The 19,640-nt window shown below is 33.4% G+C and carries 19 protein-coding genes; all 19 read left to right on the forward strand.

What is annotated here, in order from left to right:
• Positions 1-5: 5 nt before the first annotated feature.
• A complete protein-coding gene (gene flhA, locus B7R67_RS08630; protein WP_088069485.1) occupies positions 6-2,042 on the forward strand; it encodes a flagellar biosynthesis protein FlhA in 2,037 nt (678 codons plus the stop codon).
• Positions 2,039-3,226 (forward strand): flagellar biosynthesis protein FlhF, encoded by a 1,188-nt coding sequence (flhF, locus tag B7R67_RS08635; RefSeq protein WP_088069487.1) that lies wholly within the window; start codon positions 2,039-2,041, stop codon positions 3,224-3,226. The genes flhA and flhF overlap by 4 nt, the downstream gene beginning before the upstream one ends.
• Positions 3,223-4,077, forward strand: a complete 855-nt coding sequence (locus tag B7R67_RS08640) for a P-loop NTPase (protein ID WP_088069489.1) — start codon at positions 3,223-3,225, stop codon at positions 4,075-4,077. Before flhF ends, B7R67_RS08640 begins: the two co-directional genes overlap by 4 nt.
• Before the next feature lie 7 nt (positions 4,078-4,084).
• On the forward strand, positions 4,085-5,161 hold the full coding sequence (locus B7R67_RS08645) for a protein-glutamate methylesterase/protein-glutamine glutaminase (RefSeq protein ID WP_088069491.1): 1,077 nt from the start codon (positions 4,085-4,087) through the stop codon (positions 5,159-5,161).
• Between the two features lie 15 nt (positions 5,162-5,176).
• The gene (locus B7R67_RS08650) at positions 5,177-7,201 is read left to right on the forward strand and encodes a chemotaxis protein CheA (protein WP_088069493.1); all 2,025 of its coding nucleotides are present in this window, start codon (positions 5,177-5,179) and stop codon (positions 7,199-7,201) included.
• A 21-nt stretch (positions 7,202-7,222) separates the two neighbouring features.
• A complete protein-coding gene (locus B7R67_RS08655) occupies positions 7,223-7,684 on the forward strand; it encodes a chemotaxis protein CheW (RefSeq protein WP_407920386.1) in 462 nt (153 codons plus the stop codon).
• Positions 7,684-8,325, forward strand: coding sequence for a chemotaxis protein CheC (locus B7R67_RS08660; RefSeq protein ID WP_088069497.1), 642 nt, complete (start codon positions 7,684-7,686; stop codon positions 8,323-8,325). The genes B7R67_RS08655 and B7R67_RS08660 overlap by 1 nt, the downstream gene beginning before the upstream one ends.
• Positions 8,318-8,815: a chemotaxis protein CheD gene (locus B7R67_RS08665; protein ID WP_088069499.1), complete on the forward strand. Its 498-nt coding sequence runs from the start codon at positions 8,318-8,320 to the stop codon at positions 8,813-8,815. The genes B7R67_RS08660 and B7R67_RS08665 overlap by 8 nt, the downstream gene beginning before the upstream one ends.
• A gap of 22 nt (positions 8,816-8,837) precedes the next feature.
• Entirely contained in the window at positions 8,838-9,605 is a 768-nt protein-coding gene (locus B7R67_RS08670) for a FliA/WhiG family RNA polymerase sigma factor (RefSeq protein WP_088069501.1), read from the forward strand.
• 38 nt (positions 9,606-9,643) lie between these two features.
• A complete protein-coding gene (locus B7R67_RS08675; protein WP_088069503.1) occupies positions 9,644-10,204 on the forward strand; it encodes a hypothetical protein in 561 nt (186 codons plus the stop codon).
• Between the two features lie 158 nt (positions 10,205-10,362).
• The gene (rpsB, locus tag B7R67_RS08680; RefSeq protein ID WP_056470859.1) at positions 10,363-11,061 is read left to right on the forward strand and encodes a 30S ribosomal protein S2; all 699 of its coding nucleotides are present in this window, start codon (positions 10,363-10,365) and stop codon (positions 11,059-11,061) included.
• Positions 11,062-11,185: 124 nt separating this feature from the next.
• Positions 11,186-12,070 carry a translation elongation factor Ts gene (gene tsf, locus B7R67_RS08685; protein WP_088069505.1) on the forward strand — a complete coding sequence of 295 codons (885 nt, stop codon included), beginning with the start codon at positions 11,186-11,188 and terminating at the stop codon, positions 12,068-12,070.
• A 90-nt stretch (positions 12,071-12,160) separates the two neighbouring features.
• Positions 12,161-12,883, forward strand: a complete 723-nt coding sequence (gene pyrH, locus B7R67_RS08690) for a UMP kinase (RefSeq protein WP_088069549.1) — start codon at positions 12,161-12,163, stop codon at positions 12,881-12,883.
• A 2-nt stretch (positions 12,884-12,885) separates the two neighbouring features.
• Positions 12,886-13,443 (forward strand): ribosome recycling factor, encoded by a 558-nt coding sequence (gene frr / locus B7R67_RS08695; RefSeq protein ID WP_088069507.1) that lies wholly within the window; start codon positions 12,886-12,888, stop codon positions 13,441-13,443.
• A gap of 190 nt (positions 13,444-13,633) precedes the next feature.
• The gene (locus B7R67_RS08700; RefSeq protein WP_088069509.1) at positions 13,634-14,413 is read left to right on the forward strand and encodes an isoprenyl transferase; all 780 of its coding nucleotides are present in this window, start codon (positions 13,634-13,636) and stop codon (positions 14,411-14,413) included.
• Between the two features lie 17 nt (positions 14,414-14,430).
• Positions 14,431-15,219: a phosphatidate cytidylyltransferase gene (locus B7R67_RS08705; RefSeq protein WP_088069511.1), complete on the forward strand. Its 789-nt coding sequence runs from the start codon at positions 14,431-14,433 to the stop codon at positions 15,217-15,219.
• 33 nt (positions 15,220-15,252) lie between these two features.
• The gene (gene dxr / locus B7R67_RS08710; RefSeq protein ID WP_088069514.1) at positions 15,253-16,404 is read left to right on the forward strand and encodes a 1-deoxy-D-xylulose-5-phosphate reductoisomerase; all 1,152 of its coding nucleotides are present in this window, start codon (positions 15,253-15,255) and stop codon (positions 16,402-16,404) included.
• A 13-nt stretch (positions 16,405-16,417) separates the two neighbouring features.
• A complete protein-coding gene (gene rseP, locus B7R67_RS08715) occupies positions 16,418-17,674 on the forward strand; it encodes an RIP metalloprotease RseP (RefSeq protein WP_088069516.1) in 1,257 nt (418 codons plus the stop codon).
• Positions 17,675-17,853: 179 nt separating this feature from the next.
• Positions 17,854-19,551: a proline--tRNA ligase gene (locus tag B7R67_RS08720; RefSeq protein ID WP_088069518.1), complete on the forward strand. Its 1,698-nt coding sequence runs from the start codon at positions 17,854-17,856 to the stop codon at positions 19,549-19,551.
• Positions 19,552-19,640: the final 89 nt, after the last annotated feature.

The following is a 19,640-nucleotide window of genomic DNA, read 5'->3' on the forward strand; positions in this document are numbered from 1 at the left end:
AACGAATGTCAGCAAAAAACTTAGCTGTGCTAATCAGTGTAATATTTATCGTTGTCATGTTAGTTATTCCTTTACCGACAGGGTTTATTAGTTTCCTAATCATGATAAATATGTCCGTAGCACTTATCGTTCTACTACTTTCAATGAATGTAAAAGAACCACTAGAATTTTCAGTGTTTCCTTCTCTATTACTACTTTTAACCTTATTTAGAATTGGTCTTAATGTATCGACAACAAGAGCAATTTTGACAACAGGTCATGCGGGTAATGTTGTAGAAACATTTGGTAGTTTTGTAACAAGTGGAAATGCGATTGTTGGATTTGTAGTATTTTTAATTCTAATTATTATTCAGTTTATCGTTATTACGAAAGGTTCGGAACGTGTTTCTGAAGTAGCTGCTAGGTTTACACTTGATGCAATGCCTGGTAAGCAAATGAGTATCGATGCTGATTTGAATGCAGGGATGATTACTGAGGCCCAAGCGAGGGAAAGACGTACAAAAGTTTCAAGAGAAGCGGATTTTTACGGCTCAATGGATGGAGCGAGTAAATTCGTTAAAGGTGATGCGATTGCAACAATTATTATCGTTATCATCAATATATTAGTTGGGATGATTATCGGGGTAATGCAGCTTGATTTAACTTTTGCAGAAGCAGCGAAACAATTTACTACATTAACAGTAGGGGATGGAATTGTAAGCCAAATACCTGCACTACTTATTTCAACTGCAACAGGTATTATGGTAACGCGTTCTGGATCAGAAGATAATCTAGCTTCGGACTTAACGAATCAGTTACTTGCTTATCCAACTCTATTATATATTGCAGCTGGTGCGATTACATTATTAGGTTTAGTAACGCCTCTAAATGATCTTGTAACATTGCCAATTGGAGCTATACTGGCGTATGCAGCGTACACTTTATCTAAAAAACCAGTTGTAGATGAAACGTTAATAGAGGAACAACAAGAGGAAATCGTTACAAATGACTTGAAAGCGCCGGAAAATGTCGTAAAGTTACTTCAAGTTGACCCAATTGAATTCGAATTTGGTTATGGTTTAATACCTTTGGCTGATACAAATCAAGGTGGCGACTTATTAGACCGAATTGTAATGATACGAAGACAACTCGCAATTGAACTTGGACTTGTTATTCCGGTTGTTCGAATTCGAGACAATATTCAACTACAACCAAATGAATATGTTTTAAAAATCAAAGGGAATGAAGTAGCACATGGCGAGCTTTTATTAGATCATTATTTAGCACTAAGCCCTGGTTATGAAGAGCCTTCGGTAGTAGGAATTGATACATTTGAGCCATCATTTGGACTTCCTGCAAAATGGATTTCTGAAGAAATGAAAGAAAGAGCAGAAATGTTTAATTATACAGTAGTAGATCCACCTTCAGTTGTATCAACACATATAACTGAAGTGATCAAAAACTTTGCTCATGAATTAATCGGTCGTCAAGAAACGAAAAACTTAATAGATCATTTAAAAGAAAACTATGCAATCTTAGTTGATGAAGTAACACCTAGCCCGCTTTCAATAGGTGATATACAAAAGGTATTAAGTAAACTATTAAAAGAAAAAGTTTCGATCCGAAATTTACCAGTGATTTTTGAAGCGTTAGCTGATTATGGAAGATTTACGACAGACCCTGAAGTATTAACTGAATATGTTCGTCAATCTTTAGCTAGACAAATTACTGGTCAATATAGTCAAGCGAATGAATCGCTTAAGGTGATAACACTATCTGGAAAAGCAGAAAAAATTATTGCAGATTCGATTAATCAATCAGAGCATGGTTCGTATTTATCAATTGATCCTGATGCATCTCAAGAGTTTTTAAAAGCAGTAAATAAAGAAGTTGAAGAGATGTCAATGCAGCAACAGCAGCCTATCTTATTATGTTCTCCTGCAGTAAGAATGTACGTAAAACAGTTGGTTGAAAGATTTATGCCAACACTACCTGTCCTTTCATATAACGAATTGGATGCCGACTTAGAAGTTCAAAGTGTAGGAGTTGTTAGAATAGGATGAGAGTAAAAAAAATCACTGCACCAACAATGTCTGAAGCGATGAAAAAAGTAACAGAAGAACTTGGACAAAATGCTGTTATTTTAAATACTAGAGTGATACAAGAGGGAGGAATCTTTGGATTCTTCTCTAGGAAAAAAATAGAATTAATCGCGGCACTTGATCAAAATCAACCCGAAAAGAAACCGATTAAAACAGATGATTTTCAAGAAGGAAGAAAATTTCAAAATCAAATTGATGAACTTCTCCCTGAAATGATGAAAACATATGAAACTAGTATTCAACCGAAAGAAAAATCTACAACTGAGTTAGAGAATGAAAGTTTATTAAAAGAAATGAAGCAATTGAAATCAATGATTTCAAAGTTAGGTAGTGGAGAGGCAAATGAAGAAATACTCCATCCTTTCTTAGATGAATTAAAATCTAATTTATTAAATCAGGATATTCTAGAAGAATTGATCGAAGAAATTATAAAAGAGATAAAACCAAGAATGGCATTACAATCGAACCAAGTTACAACGGAGCAAATAAATGAATGGTTAAGTTCGTTTATACTTTCGAAAATTAATGGTTTTAAATATGGACATCAACATGATGCTGTACGTTTTGTAAATGTAGTTGGTCCAACTGGTGTGGGTAAAACAACAACACTGGCAAAAATTGCTGCAGAAGCTGTCTTGAAGTACCGTAAAAAAGTTGCCTTTATTACGACGGATACTTATCGAATTGCAGCAATCGATCAATTAAAGACGTATGCGAATATTTTAGGAGTTCCGATAGAAGTTTGTTATAACTTAGAAGATTTCAAACTAGCAAAAGAGAAATTCGAACAATATGATTTAGTATTAATTGATACTTCTGGGCGAAATTTCCGAGATGAAAAATACGTAACAGAATTAAAAAAAATAGTAGACTTTAATGAATTAGAAACTTATCTAGTACTAGCATTAACATCTAAATATAAAGATATGAAAAAAATATTTGAGCAATTTCATTCAATACCTATTGAAAAAGTCATTTTTTCAAAAGTTGATGAAACAGAATCCTATGGATCAATTTTAAATTTTATCATCGAAAAACAAGTCGGTGTTGCCTATTTAACAAATGGTCAAAATGTACCAGATGATATTGTAGAAGGAAGTCCAAATAAAATCTATTCGATTTTAGCAAAGGAAGTTCAATTATGAGTGACCAAGCTACTAAATTAAGAGAACAATTGCTCAAATTAAACAAGCCAGGCAATAAAGTAATTGGAATCGTTAGTGGAAAAGGGGGAGTAGGGAAGTCAAATTTTAGTTTGAACTTTGCTATTTCCCTCTCTCAAAAAAAGAAAAAAGTATTATTACTTGATTTAGATATCGGAATGGGTAATATCGATGTACTATTAGGAACCGTGACTAATTTATCAATTATTGACATTTTTGGTAAAAATTTGACGATTCGTGATATTATGAATATAGGCCCTTATGGTTTGAACTATATTTCTGGGGGCTCAGGCTTATCGACAATTTTTGCGATGAGTGAAGCTAATTTATCACATTTTCTTAACGAATTGGAAGATGCAATGGATGAATTTGATTATATAATTTTTGATATGGGTGCAGGTGTTAGTGAACAAACGATTAAATTACTTTCAGCAATGCATGAGGTGATAGTTATGACAACACCAGAACCAACGGCAGTGATGGATGCGTATGCAATGATTAAGCATATGGTACTAAACCAAGTCGAAGCAAAACTTTCAATTGTTATTAATCGAATTAGTTCTCAGAAAGAAGGAGAATCCGTTCATTTAAGATTAGAAAAAGCTGTAGCTCATTTTATGAATGTTGAAGTAAATTTACTTGGAATGATATTTGATGATTCAATTGTAAGAAAAGCAGTAATTTCACAAAAACCTTTTATCTTACAAGCTCCTTCTAGTCTTCCATCAAGAAATATAGATTTAATATGTAATAAATACTTAAATGAGGAGAATAAAGGGGCAACATCACATTCCTTTATACATCGTATGAAAACTCTATTTTTAAAAAGGTAGTGGTTTTGTGAAAAAGATCAATGTTCTTGTCGTAGATGATTCGGCATTCATGAGGAAGATGATCAGTAATATATTAACTTCTGATGAAGAGATAAATGTAATAAGTACAGCAAAAAATGGTAAAGAAGCAATTGAAAAAATAATTCAATTAAAACCTGATGTTGTAACTCTTGATATAGAAATGCCGCTGTTAAATGGACTTGAGGCATTAAAAGTCATAATGAAAGATTGCCCAGTTCCAATCATAATGTTATCGAGCTTAACTAGTGAAGGTGCATCGAGTACGATTACAGCATTAGAATATGGCGCTGTAGATTTTATTCCTAAACCATCTGGTTCCATCTCACTAGATATTGATACAATTTCTGAACAATTAATTAAAAAGGTGAAAATTGCGGTTACTGTCAATTTGAAAAAAGTTAACCCGCCATTGAAAACAAGGCATTTTTCGATTAGTAAAGAAGAGGATCTGCCTATTAAGAAAGAAATAAATACAATGGCTAATCATTTTAAGAAAATTGTCTGTATTGGTACATCAACTGGTGGGCCAAGAGCACTTCAGGAAGTATTAACAAATTTTCCAGAAGATTTTATGCCACCAATATTTATCGTACAACATATGCCAGCAGGTTTTACAAACTCGTTAGCAGTACGATTAAATAAGCTTTCAAAAATCCATGTGAAGGAAGCTGAAAATGGTGAGTACGTTGCAAATTCAACAGCGTATATTGCACCTGGTGGTTATCACATGAAAGTAATCGCTAATCATAATCATAATTTGATAATAGAACTAACAGAAGAACCGGCTCAAAATGGACATCGACCATCCGTAGATGTATTGTTTGAATCCATTAGCAAACTAGTTAACTACGAAGTTACTTCAGCAATACTAACAGGTATGGGATCAGATGGTGCAAAAGGTATGAAGCTAATTAAACAACATTGTAAAGGCACGACGATTGCAGAATCAGAAGAAACATCAGTTGTTTTTGGAATGCCAAAAGCAGCAGTTTTAATAAATACAGTAGATGAAATAGTTCCAATCGGACAAGTAGCTGACACCATAATTAAACATTCCAAATAATAAGGGAGTAAGACTATGGAAATGAATCAATATTTAGATTTATTTATAGATGAAAGCAGAGAGCATTTACAAAATATAAATGAGAATTTGTTAGAACTAGAGAAAAACCCTACTAATTTAGCAATTGTAAATGAAATCTTTCGAAGTGCTCATACTTTAAAAGGTATGTCTGCAACAATGGGGTATGAAGATTTAGCAAGTTTAACACACCAAATGGAAAATGTATTAGATGCCATAAGAAATAAAAAAATAGAAGTTAGTTCTTCAATTCTAGATGTTGTTTTTCAATCAATTGACGATCTAGAAGCAATGGTTGAATCAATTAGTACTGGTGGAGATGGCAAACGAAATGTAAGTGAGGTAGTTCGTAAGCTAGAAGCAATTGAAAAAGGTACTGACATAGTAGTAGAAGAAACGAATGGACAAGAAAATCAATCAGATCAGTTAACCCTTCAATATGACGACTATGATTATGCTGTTATTGAACAGGTTAAAGAACAAGGATTTAACGTTTATGAAATTAAAGTTGAATTATCTCCATCTTGTATCTTAAAAGCAGCAAGATCATTTATGGTTTTTGAAGTCTTAGAACAACATGGTGAAATTTTAAAAAGTAATCCATCCGTTGATAAATTAGAAACTGAGCAGTTTAATTATGCATTTAATGTTACATTTATTACAAAAGTCGATGTTGGAAATGTAAAAAATGCAATACTGAAAATTTCAGAAATTCAAAATGTAGAAATGACTAGTCTAGATCTAAACAAAATAAATCAAGAAAACGAACAAAAAGAAGCGATGAAAGAAATTGAAGCTGCAAAACAAGAAGTAGCAGCTACTGCTACACCTGCTGCTCAAGAACAAAATAATAAAGCTGCAGCTCAATCGAATAGTAAAACGATTCGTGTAAATATTGAACGATTAGATATCTTAATGAATTTATTTGAAGAACTTGTTATTGATCGTGGTAGACTTGAACAAATTTCAAGAGATTTAAGCCATAGTGAACTTCAAGAAACGGTTGAAAGAATGACTCGTGTATCAAGTGACTTACAAAGTATTATTTTAAATATGCGCATGGTTCCAATTGATACAGTATTTAATCGTTTCCCTCGTATGGTACGCCAACTTTCAAAGGAATTAAATAAAAAAATCGAATTACAGATTTTCGGTGCAGAAACTGAACTTGATCGAACAGTAATAGATGAAATCGGAGATCCGTTAGTTCACTTAATTCGAAATGCGCTTGATCATGGAATCGAAAAACCTGATGTTCGTCTTGCTAAAGGGAAACCTGAAACAGGAACTGTGGAGCTGAAAGCATATCATAGTGGAAATCATGTATTTATCGAAGTAAAAGAAGATGGTGCTGGAATTAACCGTGATAAAGTACTAGAAAAAGCACTGAAAAACAAAATCATAACTGAACAACAGGCTGCTATTTTAACAGATAAGCAAGTTTATGAATTAATATTTGCTTCTGGATTTTCTACTGCTGAAGTTTTATCAGATATTTCTGGTCGTGGTGTTGGATTAGATGTCGTAAAAAGTAAAATTGAATCGTTAGGTGGTACAGTATCGGTTGATTCGATTTTCGGACATGGTACAACTTTTTCAGTACAACTTCCACTAACTTTATCGATTATTTCAGTCATGTTAGTCGAGCTGCAAAAAGAAAAATATGCAATTCCATTATCATCAATTATTGAAACAGCGTTTATCAAAAAGACAGAAATTATGAGTGCACACAATCAAAAAGTCATCGATTTCCGTGGGAAAGTAGTACCACTTTTATACTTAAACGATTTATTTAATGTACCAGTTGAAATGGATGATCAAACGGATGGTATATCGGTTGTCATCGTAAGAAAAGGTGACAAACTTGCAGCATTAGTAGTTGATTCATTTATTGGACAACAAGAAATTGTATTAAAATCACTTGGAAATTACTTAACGAATGTCTTTGCCATTTCAGGAGCAACTATTTTAGGTGATGGTCAAGTAGCACTTATTTTAGATTGTAATGCATTAATAAAATAATTGTTAGGAGATAAACGAATGATGTCTCAATTAGAAAAAGTAATCGTTTTTGATTTAAATAATGAGGAATACGGTATTCCTGTTAAACACGTCAAATCGATTGAAAAAATTCAATTTATCACACGAGTACCAAAGGTAAACGATTATGTAAAAGGTGTAATTAATTTACGAGGAGTAGTTACTCCGATTATCGATTTACGATTACGATTTAATTTTGCAGAAAAAGAGTATGGTGATCGAACTAGGATTATCATTGTATCTTTCGAAGATAAAGAAGTAGGTTTTATTGTTGATTCAGCAAATGATGTAATCGATATCGATCGTGAAAGTATTGAGACTGCACCCGAAGTTGTTGGTGAACAAGAACATGATTATATTGAAGGAATCGCAAAAATAGATAAGAGATTGTTAATTCTACTAAACCTAGAAAAAGTCTTAGAAATGAGTCTTGAAGTTGAACCAAATGCTGTTGAGGTAAAATAATGACATCACAAGAAAAACTAAAATCTTTACAGCTTGATATATTAAAAGAGATTGGAAACATTGGAGCAGGACATGCCGCTACTGCTCTTTCCAAACTCTTAAATACAAAGATTGATATGAAGGTACCGAATGTCAAAATTATGCCCTTTAATGAAATGATGGAGCTTGTAGGTGGAGCAGAAAATGTAGTAGCTTCGGTTTATTTTCGAATTGAAGGAGATGCTCCTGGGAGTATGTATTTTATTACAAGCCTGGAACAAGCAACAAAAATTATTATGCAGCTAACGAATAATCCAGAATTTCAAATAGAAGATCTTGAAAATAACGAGCTAGCTGCATCAGTATTACAAGAAGTTGGGAATATTTTAATTGGTTCTTATTTATCGTCATTTTCAGATTTTACTAGTCTATCAATCTATCCAACAGTACCAGCTCTTGCGATTGATATGTTTGGTGCAATTATTTCATACGGTTTAATCGAAATAGGACAAGTTAGTGATGAAGGGATTGTAATCGACACGATTTTCTTTGCAGATGAAGATAGTGGAAATGAACAATTATCTGGACATTTCTTTTTATTACCTGACCCTCCTAGCTTTCAAAAAATATTTAATTCACTAGGAATAGGGACAAATGAGTAATCTTAAGCAAATTATGAAAATTGGAATAGCTGAAATGGGAATTGTTAAAGGTTCTGAAGTCATTAGAACGTCTGGATTAGGTTCGTGTGTAGGTGTAGTTGTTTATGATGAAGAAAAACGAATTGCTGGGATGGTCCACGTTATGCTTCCAGATTCCGGACTTGCAAAAGATGGGCAATTAAATAAAGCTAAATTTGCAGATACCGCAATAAAAGAGCTTATTGATCAAATCGTTAGAAATGGTGGAAGAAGACAATATTTAAAAGCAAAACTAGCTGGTGGATCGCAAATGTTTCAATTCAATTCAACGAATGAAATGATGAGAATCGGTCCCAGAAACGTAGAAGCGGTATTACAACAATTAGATAAACTTCAAATTCGAGTGCTGGGTTCAGATGTAGGTGGTAATAAAGGCCGAACGATTGAATTTTCACCAGAAAACTCACTATTGAACATAAAAATTGTAAATCAAGGTGTAATCATAATTTAGTAAGTAGCTGAGGTGAAAGACTGTGTCGCAAGTTCAAAAAATTGATTCACATAGTTATTGGAAAAAGTGGATAGAAGATCGCGATATTCATGCTGGTGATGCTCTAATTCGGATCTATATGCCATTAGTTCATTTTCAAGTAAATCGTATATCTCAAAGCTTACCTTCTAATGTAAGTAGGGATGATTTACGAAGTTTTGCCATGATGGGTCTATATGACGCTTTAGAAAAATTTGATCCTAATAGAGATTTAAAGTTTGAAACATATGCATCTATTAGAATTAGAGGGAATATTATGGACGGTCTTCGTAAAGAAGACTGGCTACCAAGAACTACACGTGATAAAGCGAAAAAAATTGATTATGCGATTGAAGCGATTGAACAAAATCTTCAACGTAAGGCTACTCCAGAAGAAATTGCACAGTATACAGGCTATTCTTCTAGTGAAGTTGTTAATGTGATAAATGATGTATTCTTTTCGAATATGTTATCTGTTGATGAGCAAATCAAAGATGATGGAGATGGACAAGTAAATTTCATCCAAACGTTAAGAGACAACGGAACATTAACACCTGAAGAGATGTTACTAAAAGATGAGCAAATTAAGCAACTTGCAGAAACAATCATTACTGAATTAAATGAGAAAGAACAAATCGTTATTAGTCTGTTTTATCACGAAGAATTGACTTTTACTGAAATAGGAACAATTTTAAAACTATCGACTTCTAGAGTTTCACAAATCCATGCAAAGGCAATTTATAAACTCAGAGATTTTTTAAGTAAAATTTAATCAACACAAAATATTAACATCTTTGGGAAGTGGAAAAATTGTCAATTTTAGTTTTCTTATGTTTTGTATTATTTCTTATAGTATGTGTTTGGAATATTTATTTAACAATGCAATTATCAAAATATAAAGAAATTGAGCGCTCATTAGTTAGTATTAAACAAGAAACAGAAGACGTATTCTATTCATTTATTGAAGAATGGAAAGAAGAAAATGATCAATTTTTGAATAAATTATCCCAAAATTCCAATACTAATAAAGCTGCTTTAAAATCGAATATGCCTGAAAAATTAAAGCCTGAAAAGAAAATCGAAGAAATTGCGAATAATGTTGTCAATCGATTTGATTTTATTGAACAAGAAGCAGAAATAGATTATGGAGATTTATTAAATCAAAATCTCCCAACTGAAAAAATAGAAAACACACAAAATCCAAATTTTTTAGATGATAAACCAATTCCGTTTGTTGACAGAAAACCATCAAGTTCACTTGTCGATCAAATATTATCACTTAAAAAAAATGGACTTTCAATTGACGAGATTGCAAAAAAGCTAGATAAGGGTAAGACAGAAATTGATTTAATGTTGAAACTTCGACAATAAATTCTCGTTTTCTCTTGATAAAAAATTTAGCTTATGCTATAGTAGTCCATGGTGTTATTACACACGCTTGCCGATTTTCTTATTGGTGCTACCCAGCATGGGAGTGATAGGAGAAGATGACGTGAGCGGAGGAAAAAGAACCATTAGGAGGAAGAAAAATGTCAGTAATTTCTATGAAACAATTATTAGAAGCTGGTGTTCACTTCGGTCACCAAACTCGCCGTTGGAACCCAAAAATGAAACGTTACATCTTCACAGAGCGTAACGGTATCTACATCATCGACCTACAAAAAACAGTTAAAAAGGTTGAAGAATGTTACAATGTAATGAAAGGTATCGCTGCTGAAGGTGGAAACATCCTTTTCGTTGGTACTAAAAAACAAGCTCAAGAAGCTATTAAAGATGAAGCAATCCGTTCTGGTATGTACTTCATTAACCAACGTTGGTTAGGTGGAACTTTAACAAACTTCCAAACAATCCAAAAACGTGTTAAACGTTTAAAAGATATCGAAAGAATGCAAGAAGATGGCACTTTTGAAGTGTTACCTAAAAAAGAAGTTATTCAACTTAAAAAAGAATTAGAACGTCTTGAAAAATTCTTAGGCGGAATCAAAGACATGAAGCAACTTCCTGATGCATTATTCGTTGTTGATCCTCGTAAAGAGCGTATCGCTGTTGCTGAAGCTCGTAAGTTAAACATTCCTATCATCGGTATTGTTGATACTAACTGTGATCCAGATGAAATCGATCACGTTATCCCAGCAAACGACGATGCTATTAGAGCTGTAAAACTTCTTACATCAAAAATGGCAGATGCGATTCTTGAAGCGAAACAAGGCGAAGAAACAACTGCTTAATGAAGTGAAAGGTGATAAGAGGGTTTAGCCTTTTATCACCTTTTTTTAAGGTTAAAATAATCGAAAAATGTTTACCTTATAAAACGATTGAATAAAATAAGCTTACATATAGGAGATGAATATCATGGCAATTACAGCACAAATGGTAAAAGAATTACGTGAAAAAACTGGCGCTGGTATGATGGACTGCAAAAAAGCGTTAACTGAAACTGAAGGTAACATGGACAAAGCAATCGACTACCTTCGTGAAAAAGGGATCGCTAAAGCTGCTAAAAAAGGTGACCGTATCGCTGCTGAAGGTTTAACTTTCGTTGAAGTAGTAGGAAACGATGCAGTACTTATCGAAGTAAACTCAGAAACTGATTTCGTTGCGAAAAACGAAGGTTTCAAAGAATTAGGTGCTACACTTGCAAAACACATCGTTGCTAACAAACCTGCAACTGTTGAAGAAGCTTTAGCTCAAACTATGGAAAATGGTGAAACTGTTGAAACTTTCATCAACCATGCGATTGCTAAAATCGGAGAAAAAATCTCTTTACGTCGTTTTGAAGTAGTTACTAAATCAGATGCTGATGCATTTGGTCCTTACTTACACGGTGGTGGCCGTATCGGTGTTCTTTCAGTTATTGAAGGAACTACTAAAGAAGACGTTGCTAAAGATGTATCTATGCACATCGCTGCAATCAACCCTAAATACATCTCTCGTGATGCTGTTTCTCAAGAAGAAGTTGAACATGAGCGTCAAATTTTAACTCAACAAGCATTAAACGAAGGTAAACCAGAAAACATCGTTGCTAAAATGGTTGAAGGCCGTATTGGTAAATACTTTGAAGAAATCTGCTTATTAGATCAATCTTTCGTTAAAAACCCAGACGTTAAAGTAGGTCAATTCGTTAAATCTGCTGGCGGAACTGTAAAATCATTCATCCGCTACGAGGTTGGAGAAGGCTTAGAAAAACGTGAAGACAACTTTGCTGAAGAAGTAATGAATCAAGTAAAAGGTAACTAATCCGTTACTTTGAATGAAAATAGGGGACACTATGTGTTCCCTATTTTTTAAAGCAAGAGAATACATAGGTGGACGTAAATGGAGGGTATTATGAGTAAAGCAAAGTATAATCGCGTAGTATTAAAACTTAGTGGAGAAGCACTAGCTGGTGGACAAGGATTTGGTATAAATCCAGCAGTTATTAAATCGATTGCAGAACAAGTTAAAGAAATAGCAGAATTAGATGTAGAAGTTGCAGTTGTTGTAGGTGCTGGAAACATTTGGCGTGGGAAAACAGGTAGCGAAATGGGAATGGACCGAGCTACAGCTGACTACATGGGTATGTTAGGAACTGTTATGAATTCATTAGCACTTCAAGATAGTCTTGAAACACTAGGTGTACAATCTCGTGTACAATCATCTATTGAAATGCGACAAGTTGCAGAACCATATATCCGTCGTAAAGCAATTCGTCACTTAGAAAAGAAACGTGTAGTAATTTTTGCTGCAGGTACCGGTAACCCATACTTCTCAACAGACACAACAGCTGCCCTACGTGCTGCGGAAATTGAAGCAGATGTTATTTTAATGGCAAAAAATAATGTTGATGGTGTATATACTGCTGATCCATCAATTGATAAAAATGCTGTCAAATATGAAACACTTACATATTTAGATGTATTAAAAGAAGGTCTAGGTGTAATGGATTCAACAGCATCTTCTTTATGTATGGATAATGATATTCCATTAATTGTATTCTCAATTATGGAAGAAGGTAATATTAAACGTGCCGTACTTGGCGAAAATATTGGAACAATAGTAAAGGGGAAATAATGATGTCAAATCAAATCATCTCTACAGCAAAAGAAAAAATGACAAAAGCAGTTTCTGCATTGTCTAGAGAATTAGCAACTGTACGTGCTGGTCGTGCAAATCCAGCTATTTTAGATAAAGTTTTAGTTGAATACTACGGAGCACCAACGCCAATTAATCAAATGGCTAATATTTCAGTGCCTGAAGCAAGATTATTATTAATTACTCCATATGATAAAACGGTTATTAATGATATGGATAAAGCAATTCAAAAAGCTGATTTAGGCTTAAATCCTTCAAATGATGGAACTGTAATCAGAATTACTTTCCCACCATTAACTGAAGAACGTCGTCGTGATTTAGTTAAAGTAGTGAAGAAAACTGGCGAAGATGCGAAAGTAGCTGTACGTAATATCCGCCGTGATGCAAATGACGATTTAAAGAAAGCAGAAAAAAATGGTGAAATTACTGAAGACGAATTACGTGGTCTTGTAGAAGATATTCAAAAGCAAACAGATTCTCATATCGAAAAAATCGATGGTATCACTAAAGAAAAAGAAAAAGAGATAATGGAAGTTTAATACTGCATTGCAAGGTATATCTTACTAGCGCTTAGAAAATTAATGAATATTTCATTTGATAAGTATTTAATATTTTCATTATTACTTTATAATTAAATTAACTAAGCGCTTTGAGTAAAAAGACCCTCTGTTTAAGGGGGTTTTTTTACTCAATGATGTTATAAGATGTACTTAAACGGAGGATTTTAAGATGTTTAAATTAATTTCTTTTTTTAAAAGAAATAAGCAGGAAAAAGATGTACCTCCAAATTCACAATTAGTTGGGATCGATGGAGTAATTCCAGAGCATGTTGCAATCATAATGGATGGTAATGGTAGATGGGCACAAAAAAGGAAATTACCGAGGGTTAAAGGTCACTATGAAGGAATGAAAGTCGTTCGAAAAATTGCTAGAACGGCAAGTAAACTTGGAGTGAAAACTTTAACACTTTATGCTTTTTCAACAGAGAATTGGAAAAGACCTAAAACTGAGGTTGATTTCTTAATGAAGTTACCACAAGAATTTCTAGGTACTTTTTTGCCTGAACTGATTGAAGAAAACGTGCAGGTTAGATTAACTGGAAATAAAGAACAATTACCAAGTTATACAACAGAAGCAGTATTAAAAGCAGTAGAAGAAACAAAAAATAATACAGGCATGGTTTTGAACTTTGCATTAAATTATGGTTCACGAGATGAAATCATATCAGCTGTTAAAAAGATTTCTTCCGATGTATTGGATAATAAAATAAGAAAAGAAGAAATTAATGATGAATTATTTAATAGCTATTTAATGACAAGTGACTTTAAAGATCCTGATTTATTAATCAGAACAAGTGGAGAATTACGAATTAGTAATTTTATGCTTTGGCAGATTGCGTATTCTGAATTATATTTCACAGATGTATTATGGCCTGATTTCACTGAAGAGTGCTTTATAGAAGCAGTGAAAGAGTATCAAAGTCGTGCAAGAAGATACGGTGGTATTTAAGAAAGCGGTGAACAAATTTGAAACAGCGTATTATAACAGGTGTTATAGCTGGGGCATTATTTTTAGGGTTAGTAATATTCGGTCAATGGCCTTTTGGACTTTTAGTCTTTGCATTAGGAACAATCGGTTATTTTGAATTAATTAAAATGAAAAAGTTTAACCTATTTAATGCGCCAACCGTTCTTGGATTAGTTTTAACATGGGTAGCAATTACTCCAAATGATTTATCAAACAAGATTTTTCCAGTTGAAATAGGAAAAACTGAAATTTCAATCGTACTAATCCTATTACTTTTATCATATACGGTAATTACAAAGAATACATTTACTTTTGAAGATGCTTCATTTGTAGTTTTAAGTAGTTTATATGTAGGATTTGGTTTTCATTATATGTACGAAATGAGAAATATGGGTATTTCATACTTTTTCTTCCCGCTATTTGTAATTTGGGCAACTGATTCTGGGGCATATTTTATTGGTAAAGCAACTGGTAAAACAAAGCTTTGGCCAGATATTAGTCCAAATAAAACGATTGAGGGATCAATTGGCGGTATAATTTGTGCTGTTGTAGTTGCAGTAATTTTGTCGATTATGTTAACTTTAAATTATTCAATACTATATTTAGTTTTAGTTGCAGTACTTGTATCTATTTTTGGTCAACTAGGTGATCTTGTCCAATCTGCATATAAAAGACACTATGGTGTAAAAGATTCGGGTAACCTACTTCCCGGACATGGTGGGATTTTAGACAGATTTGATAGCATTATTTTTACGTTGCCAATCGTCTATTTACTATTTGTAATATAGTATTAGTTTTATGTATTTAAGGAGACAATCGAAATGAAGAAAATCAGCTTACTTGGAGCAACTGGTTCAATTGGTATTCAAACACTTGATATTATAAGAAACCAATCAGATGATTTTGAATTAGTCGCGTGCTCTGCTGGGAGAAATATTGAAGAATTATATAAAATAATCTTAGAATTTAAACCAAAACTAGTTTCAGTTGCAGGCAAAGTAGAAGCTGAAAAACTAACAAGCCTAGGTGTTCCTTCATCAACTAAGATTCTATATGGTGAAGATGGTCTAATCGAAGTTGCAGTTCATGAAGACAGTACAATACTTGTTAATGCAGTCGTTGGTAGCGTAGGCTTAGTCCCAACTATGAAAGCAATTCAAAGTGGGAAAACAATCGCATTAGCAAATAAAGAGACGTTAGTTACAGCAGGTCACATTGTAATGGCTGAAGCAGAGAAATATGGTGTTTCAATTTTACCAGTAGATAGTGAGCATTCAGCAATCTTTCAATGCTTAAATGGTGAAAACCCTAACGAAATACATAAATTAATTATTACTGCTTCAGGTGGTAGTTTTAGAGATAAGACTCGAGATCAACTGCAGAATGTTACAATCGAGGATGCTTTAAATCATCCTAACTGGTCAATGGGTGCAAAAATTACAATTGATTCAGCAACGATGATGAATAAAGGCTTAGAAGTAATTGAAGCTCATTGGTTATTTAATATGCCTTATGAAAAAATTGATGTGCTACTTCATAGAGAAAGTGTTATTCATTCGATGATTGAATTTGAAGACGGTAGTGTAATGGCACAATTAGGTACGCCTGATATGAGAGTACCAATTGCATATGCATTAAATTACCCATCTAGAAAACCAATTAAAAATCATAAGCCACTTGATTTAATTAAATTTGGAACACTTCACTTTGAGGAAATGGATTTTAACAGATTTAAATGTTTAGATTTTGCTTTTCAAGCTGGAAAAGTTGGAGGAAGTCTTCCAACTGTTTTAAATGCTGCCAATGAAGAGGCGGTTGCTGCTTTTTTACAGAAAAAAATATCATTCTTACAAATTGAGAATTTAATAGAAGTCGCTCTTGAGAAACACAATGTAATAAGTAAACCTTCATTAGAAGAAATTCGTAGCATTGATGACCAAACAAGACAATTCGTTTCATCACTAATAAAGTAAGGGTGGTAATTACATGAATACAGTCATAGCGTTTATTGTTATTTTCGGCGCACTTGTATTTTTTCATGAACTAGGACATCTATATTTTGCAAAACGTGCAGGTATATTATGTAGAGAATTTGCAATTGGTTTCGGACCAAAAGTTTTCTCGTTTTATCGTAATGAAACTACTTATACAATAAGATTATTACCACTCGGAGGATACGTTCGCTACGCTGGTGAAGACCCTGAAATGGTACAAGTAAAGCCTGGTTCACATATTGGTTTACAATTTAATTCAAATGGTGAAGCAACAAAAATCGTTGTTGATCAATTTGATCGATTCCAAGATTTACGTTTTGTTGAAGTAGATTCAATCGATTTAGAACATAAATTAGAAATTATTGGGATCGAAGAAGGTTCAGAAGAATTATCTAAATTCAATGTAAATGAAAAAGCTTTCGTTTATAGTGAGGGACAAGGTCATCAAATTGCACCATATGATCGACAATTTAACAGTAAATCAGTTGGAAAAAGAGCCATTGCGATTTTCGCCGGCCCAATGATGAACTTTGTTTTAGCGTTAGTAATCTTCATTTTGCTGGGGTTACTACAAGGAACACCTGTAAATGATGCTAAAATAGGTGAGTTACTTCCAAATGGAGCTGCACATTCTGCTGGTCTTAAAAAAGGAGATAAAGTATTATCGATTGATAATACAGATGTTTCGAAGTGGGCAGAAGTTGTTAAGATTGTAAGAGAAAGTCCCGATAAAGAATTATTATTTAAAGTGAAACGTGATAACAAAGTTATTTCAATACCAATCACTCCAAAAGCAGAAAAAATCGATAACAAAGTTAATGGTTTAATTGGGGTTTACGCACCTGTTGAAAAGAATGTATTTTCATCTATCAAATACGGTGTAACAGAAACAATGGGATGGACAAAAGAAATTGTTTTAGCAGTTGGCCATTTAGTAACTGGTAAATTCTCAATCAATAATCTATCAGGGCCAGTTGGTATTTATCAGGTAACAGATCAAGCAGCACAATCAGGAATTTACTATTTAATGAAATGGGCTGCGTTTTTAAGTATTAACTTAGGAATAATGAATTTATTACCTTTACCAGCTTTAGATGGTGGAAGACTTACGTTTTTTGCGATTGAAGCATTGAGAGGTAGACCAATTGATCGCCAAAAAGAAGGGGTCGTTCACTTTATCGGATTTGCATTATTGATGTTATTAATGATAATCGTAACTTGGAACGATATTAAAAGATTATTTTTATAAGAAACTCTAATTTCTGGTTAATAGGTGAGAGTTAGTTATGAAAATAGCCTAAAAAGTTGAATTTTAGGTTGTTCATTGATAGAATCCGTGACACTTCCTTTAAAAAGTGAGCGGATTCTCTTTGTTATTAACAATGTAGTTAAACTTAAGAAAAGATAAAAATGTTGAGGTGGGTTCCTTTGAAACAAAGTATTGTATATAGTCCAACATTACGTGAAGTTCCATCTGATGCGGATATTAAAAGTCATCAGTTATTACTGAGAGCTGGATTTATCAGACAAAATGCATCTGGTATATATAGTTTTTTACCATTAGGTAATAAAGTTCTTCAAAAAGTAGCAAATATTGTACGTGAAGAAATGAATAATGCCGGTGCGATGGAAATGTTAATGCCATCGATGCAGGCACAAGAATTGTGGGAAGAATCTGGGCGTTGGGAAAACTTTGGTCCAGAATTAATGCGTTTACGTGACCGTCACGGTAGAGGCTTTGCACTAGGTGCGACTCATGAAGAAGTTGTTACGTCAATTATTCGTGACGAATTAAAGTCATATAAAAAATTACCGATCACACTTTACCAAGTTCAATCTAAGTTCCGTGATGAAAAACGTCCTCGTTTTGGATTACTTCGTGGTCGTGAATTTTTAATGAAAGATGCATACTCTTTCCATGCTTCACAAGAAAGCTTAGATGAAGTGTATGATCGTTTATTTACAGCATATAGTAACATCTTTACACGTTGTGGATTGAACTTTAGAGCGGTAGTTGCTGATTCAGGTGCAATGGGTGGTAAAGATACTCATGAATTCATGGTTTTATCTGATATCGGTGAAGATACAATTGCGTTCTCGAATGAATCAAACTATGCAGCAAATATTGAAATGGCACCAGTTATCACTACTTATGAACCTTCTGACGAAAAATTAGAAGATGTTAAAAAAGTAGAGACTCCAAATCAAAAAACAATTGATGAAGTAATCGAATTCTTGAATTTACCGATTGAAAAGAGTATTAAATCAATTATTTTTAAAGCAGATGAAGAGTTTGTTCTAGTTCTTGCGCGTGGTGACCACGAAATTAATGATATTAAGTTAAAAAACTATTTAGGTGCACATTCAGTAGAATTAGCATCTAAAGAAGAAGTAAAAGAATTAATGAATTGTGAAATTGGTTCATTAGGGCCAATCGGTGTTAAATCTGATTTATTAGTTTTAGCTGATCATGCAATTAAAGGAATTGTAAATGGTTGCTGTGGAGCAAATGAAGAAGGTTATCACTTCATTAACGTAACTGTAAATAGAGATTATCATGTAAAAGATTTTGTAGATTTAAGATTTATACAAGAGGGAGACCTATCACCAGACGGTAAAGGAACAATTTCTTTTGCAAAAGGGATCGAAGTAGGTCATGTATTTAAACTAGGAACAAAGTATTCTGAGTCAATGAATGCAACATTCCTAGATGAAAACGGTAAATCTAACCCTATTATTATGGGTTGCTATGGAATCGGCGTGTCTCGTACATTAGCAGCAATCGTAGAACAATATAATGATGAAAAAGGTATTTTATGGCCAAAAAACCTAGCTCCTTTCGATGTGCATATCATCACTGTTAATACGAAAAGCGAAGAGCAAGTAAACTTGGCTGATGACATCTACAAAACGCTAAAAGAAGTAGGTCAAGATGTTTTAATTGATGACCGAAACGAACGTGTAGGAGTTAAATTTGCTGATGCTGATTTATTTGGAATTCCAGTACGAGTAGTAGTTGGAAAACGTGCTGCTGAAGGAATTGTAGAATTAAAAACTAGAGATGGACAAGTTAGTAAAGAAGTAGAAATTTCTAACCTTCTAAATGAAATAAATATGTTAAAATAAAATAGGAAAGTTAAAGCGACTCCTCAAGCAGGTAGGCGGTTTTAACAAAACACTAAAAAGTACCTCTAAGTAAGAGGTACTTTCTGTGT

It is taken from the genome of Gottfriedia luciferensis (genome assembly GCF_002156865.1).
GTDB lineage: Bacteria > Bacillota > Bacilli > Bacillales > Bacillaceae_G > Gottfriedia > Gottfriedia luciferensis.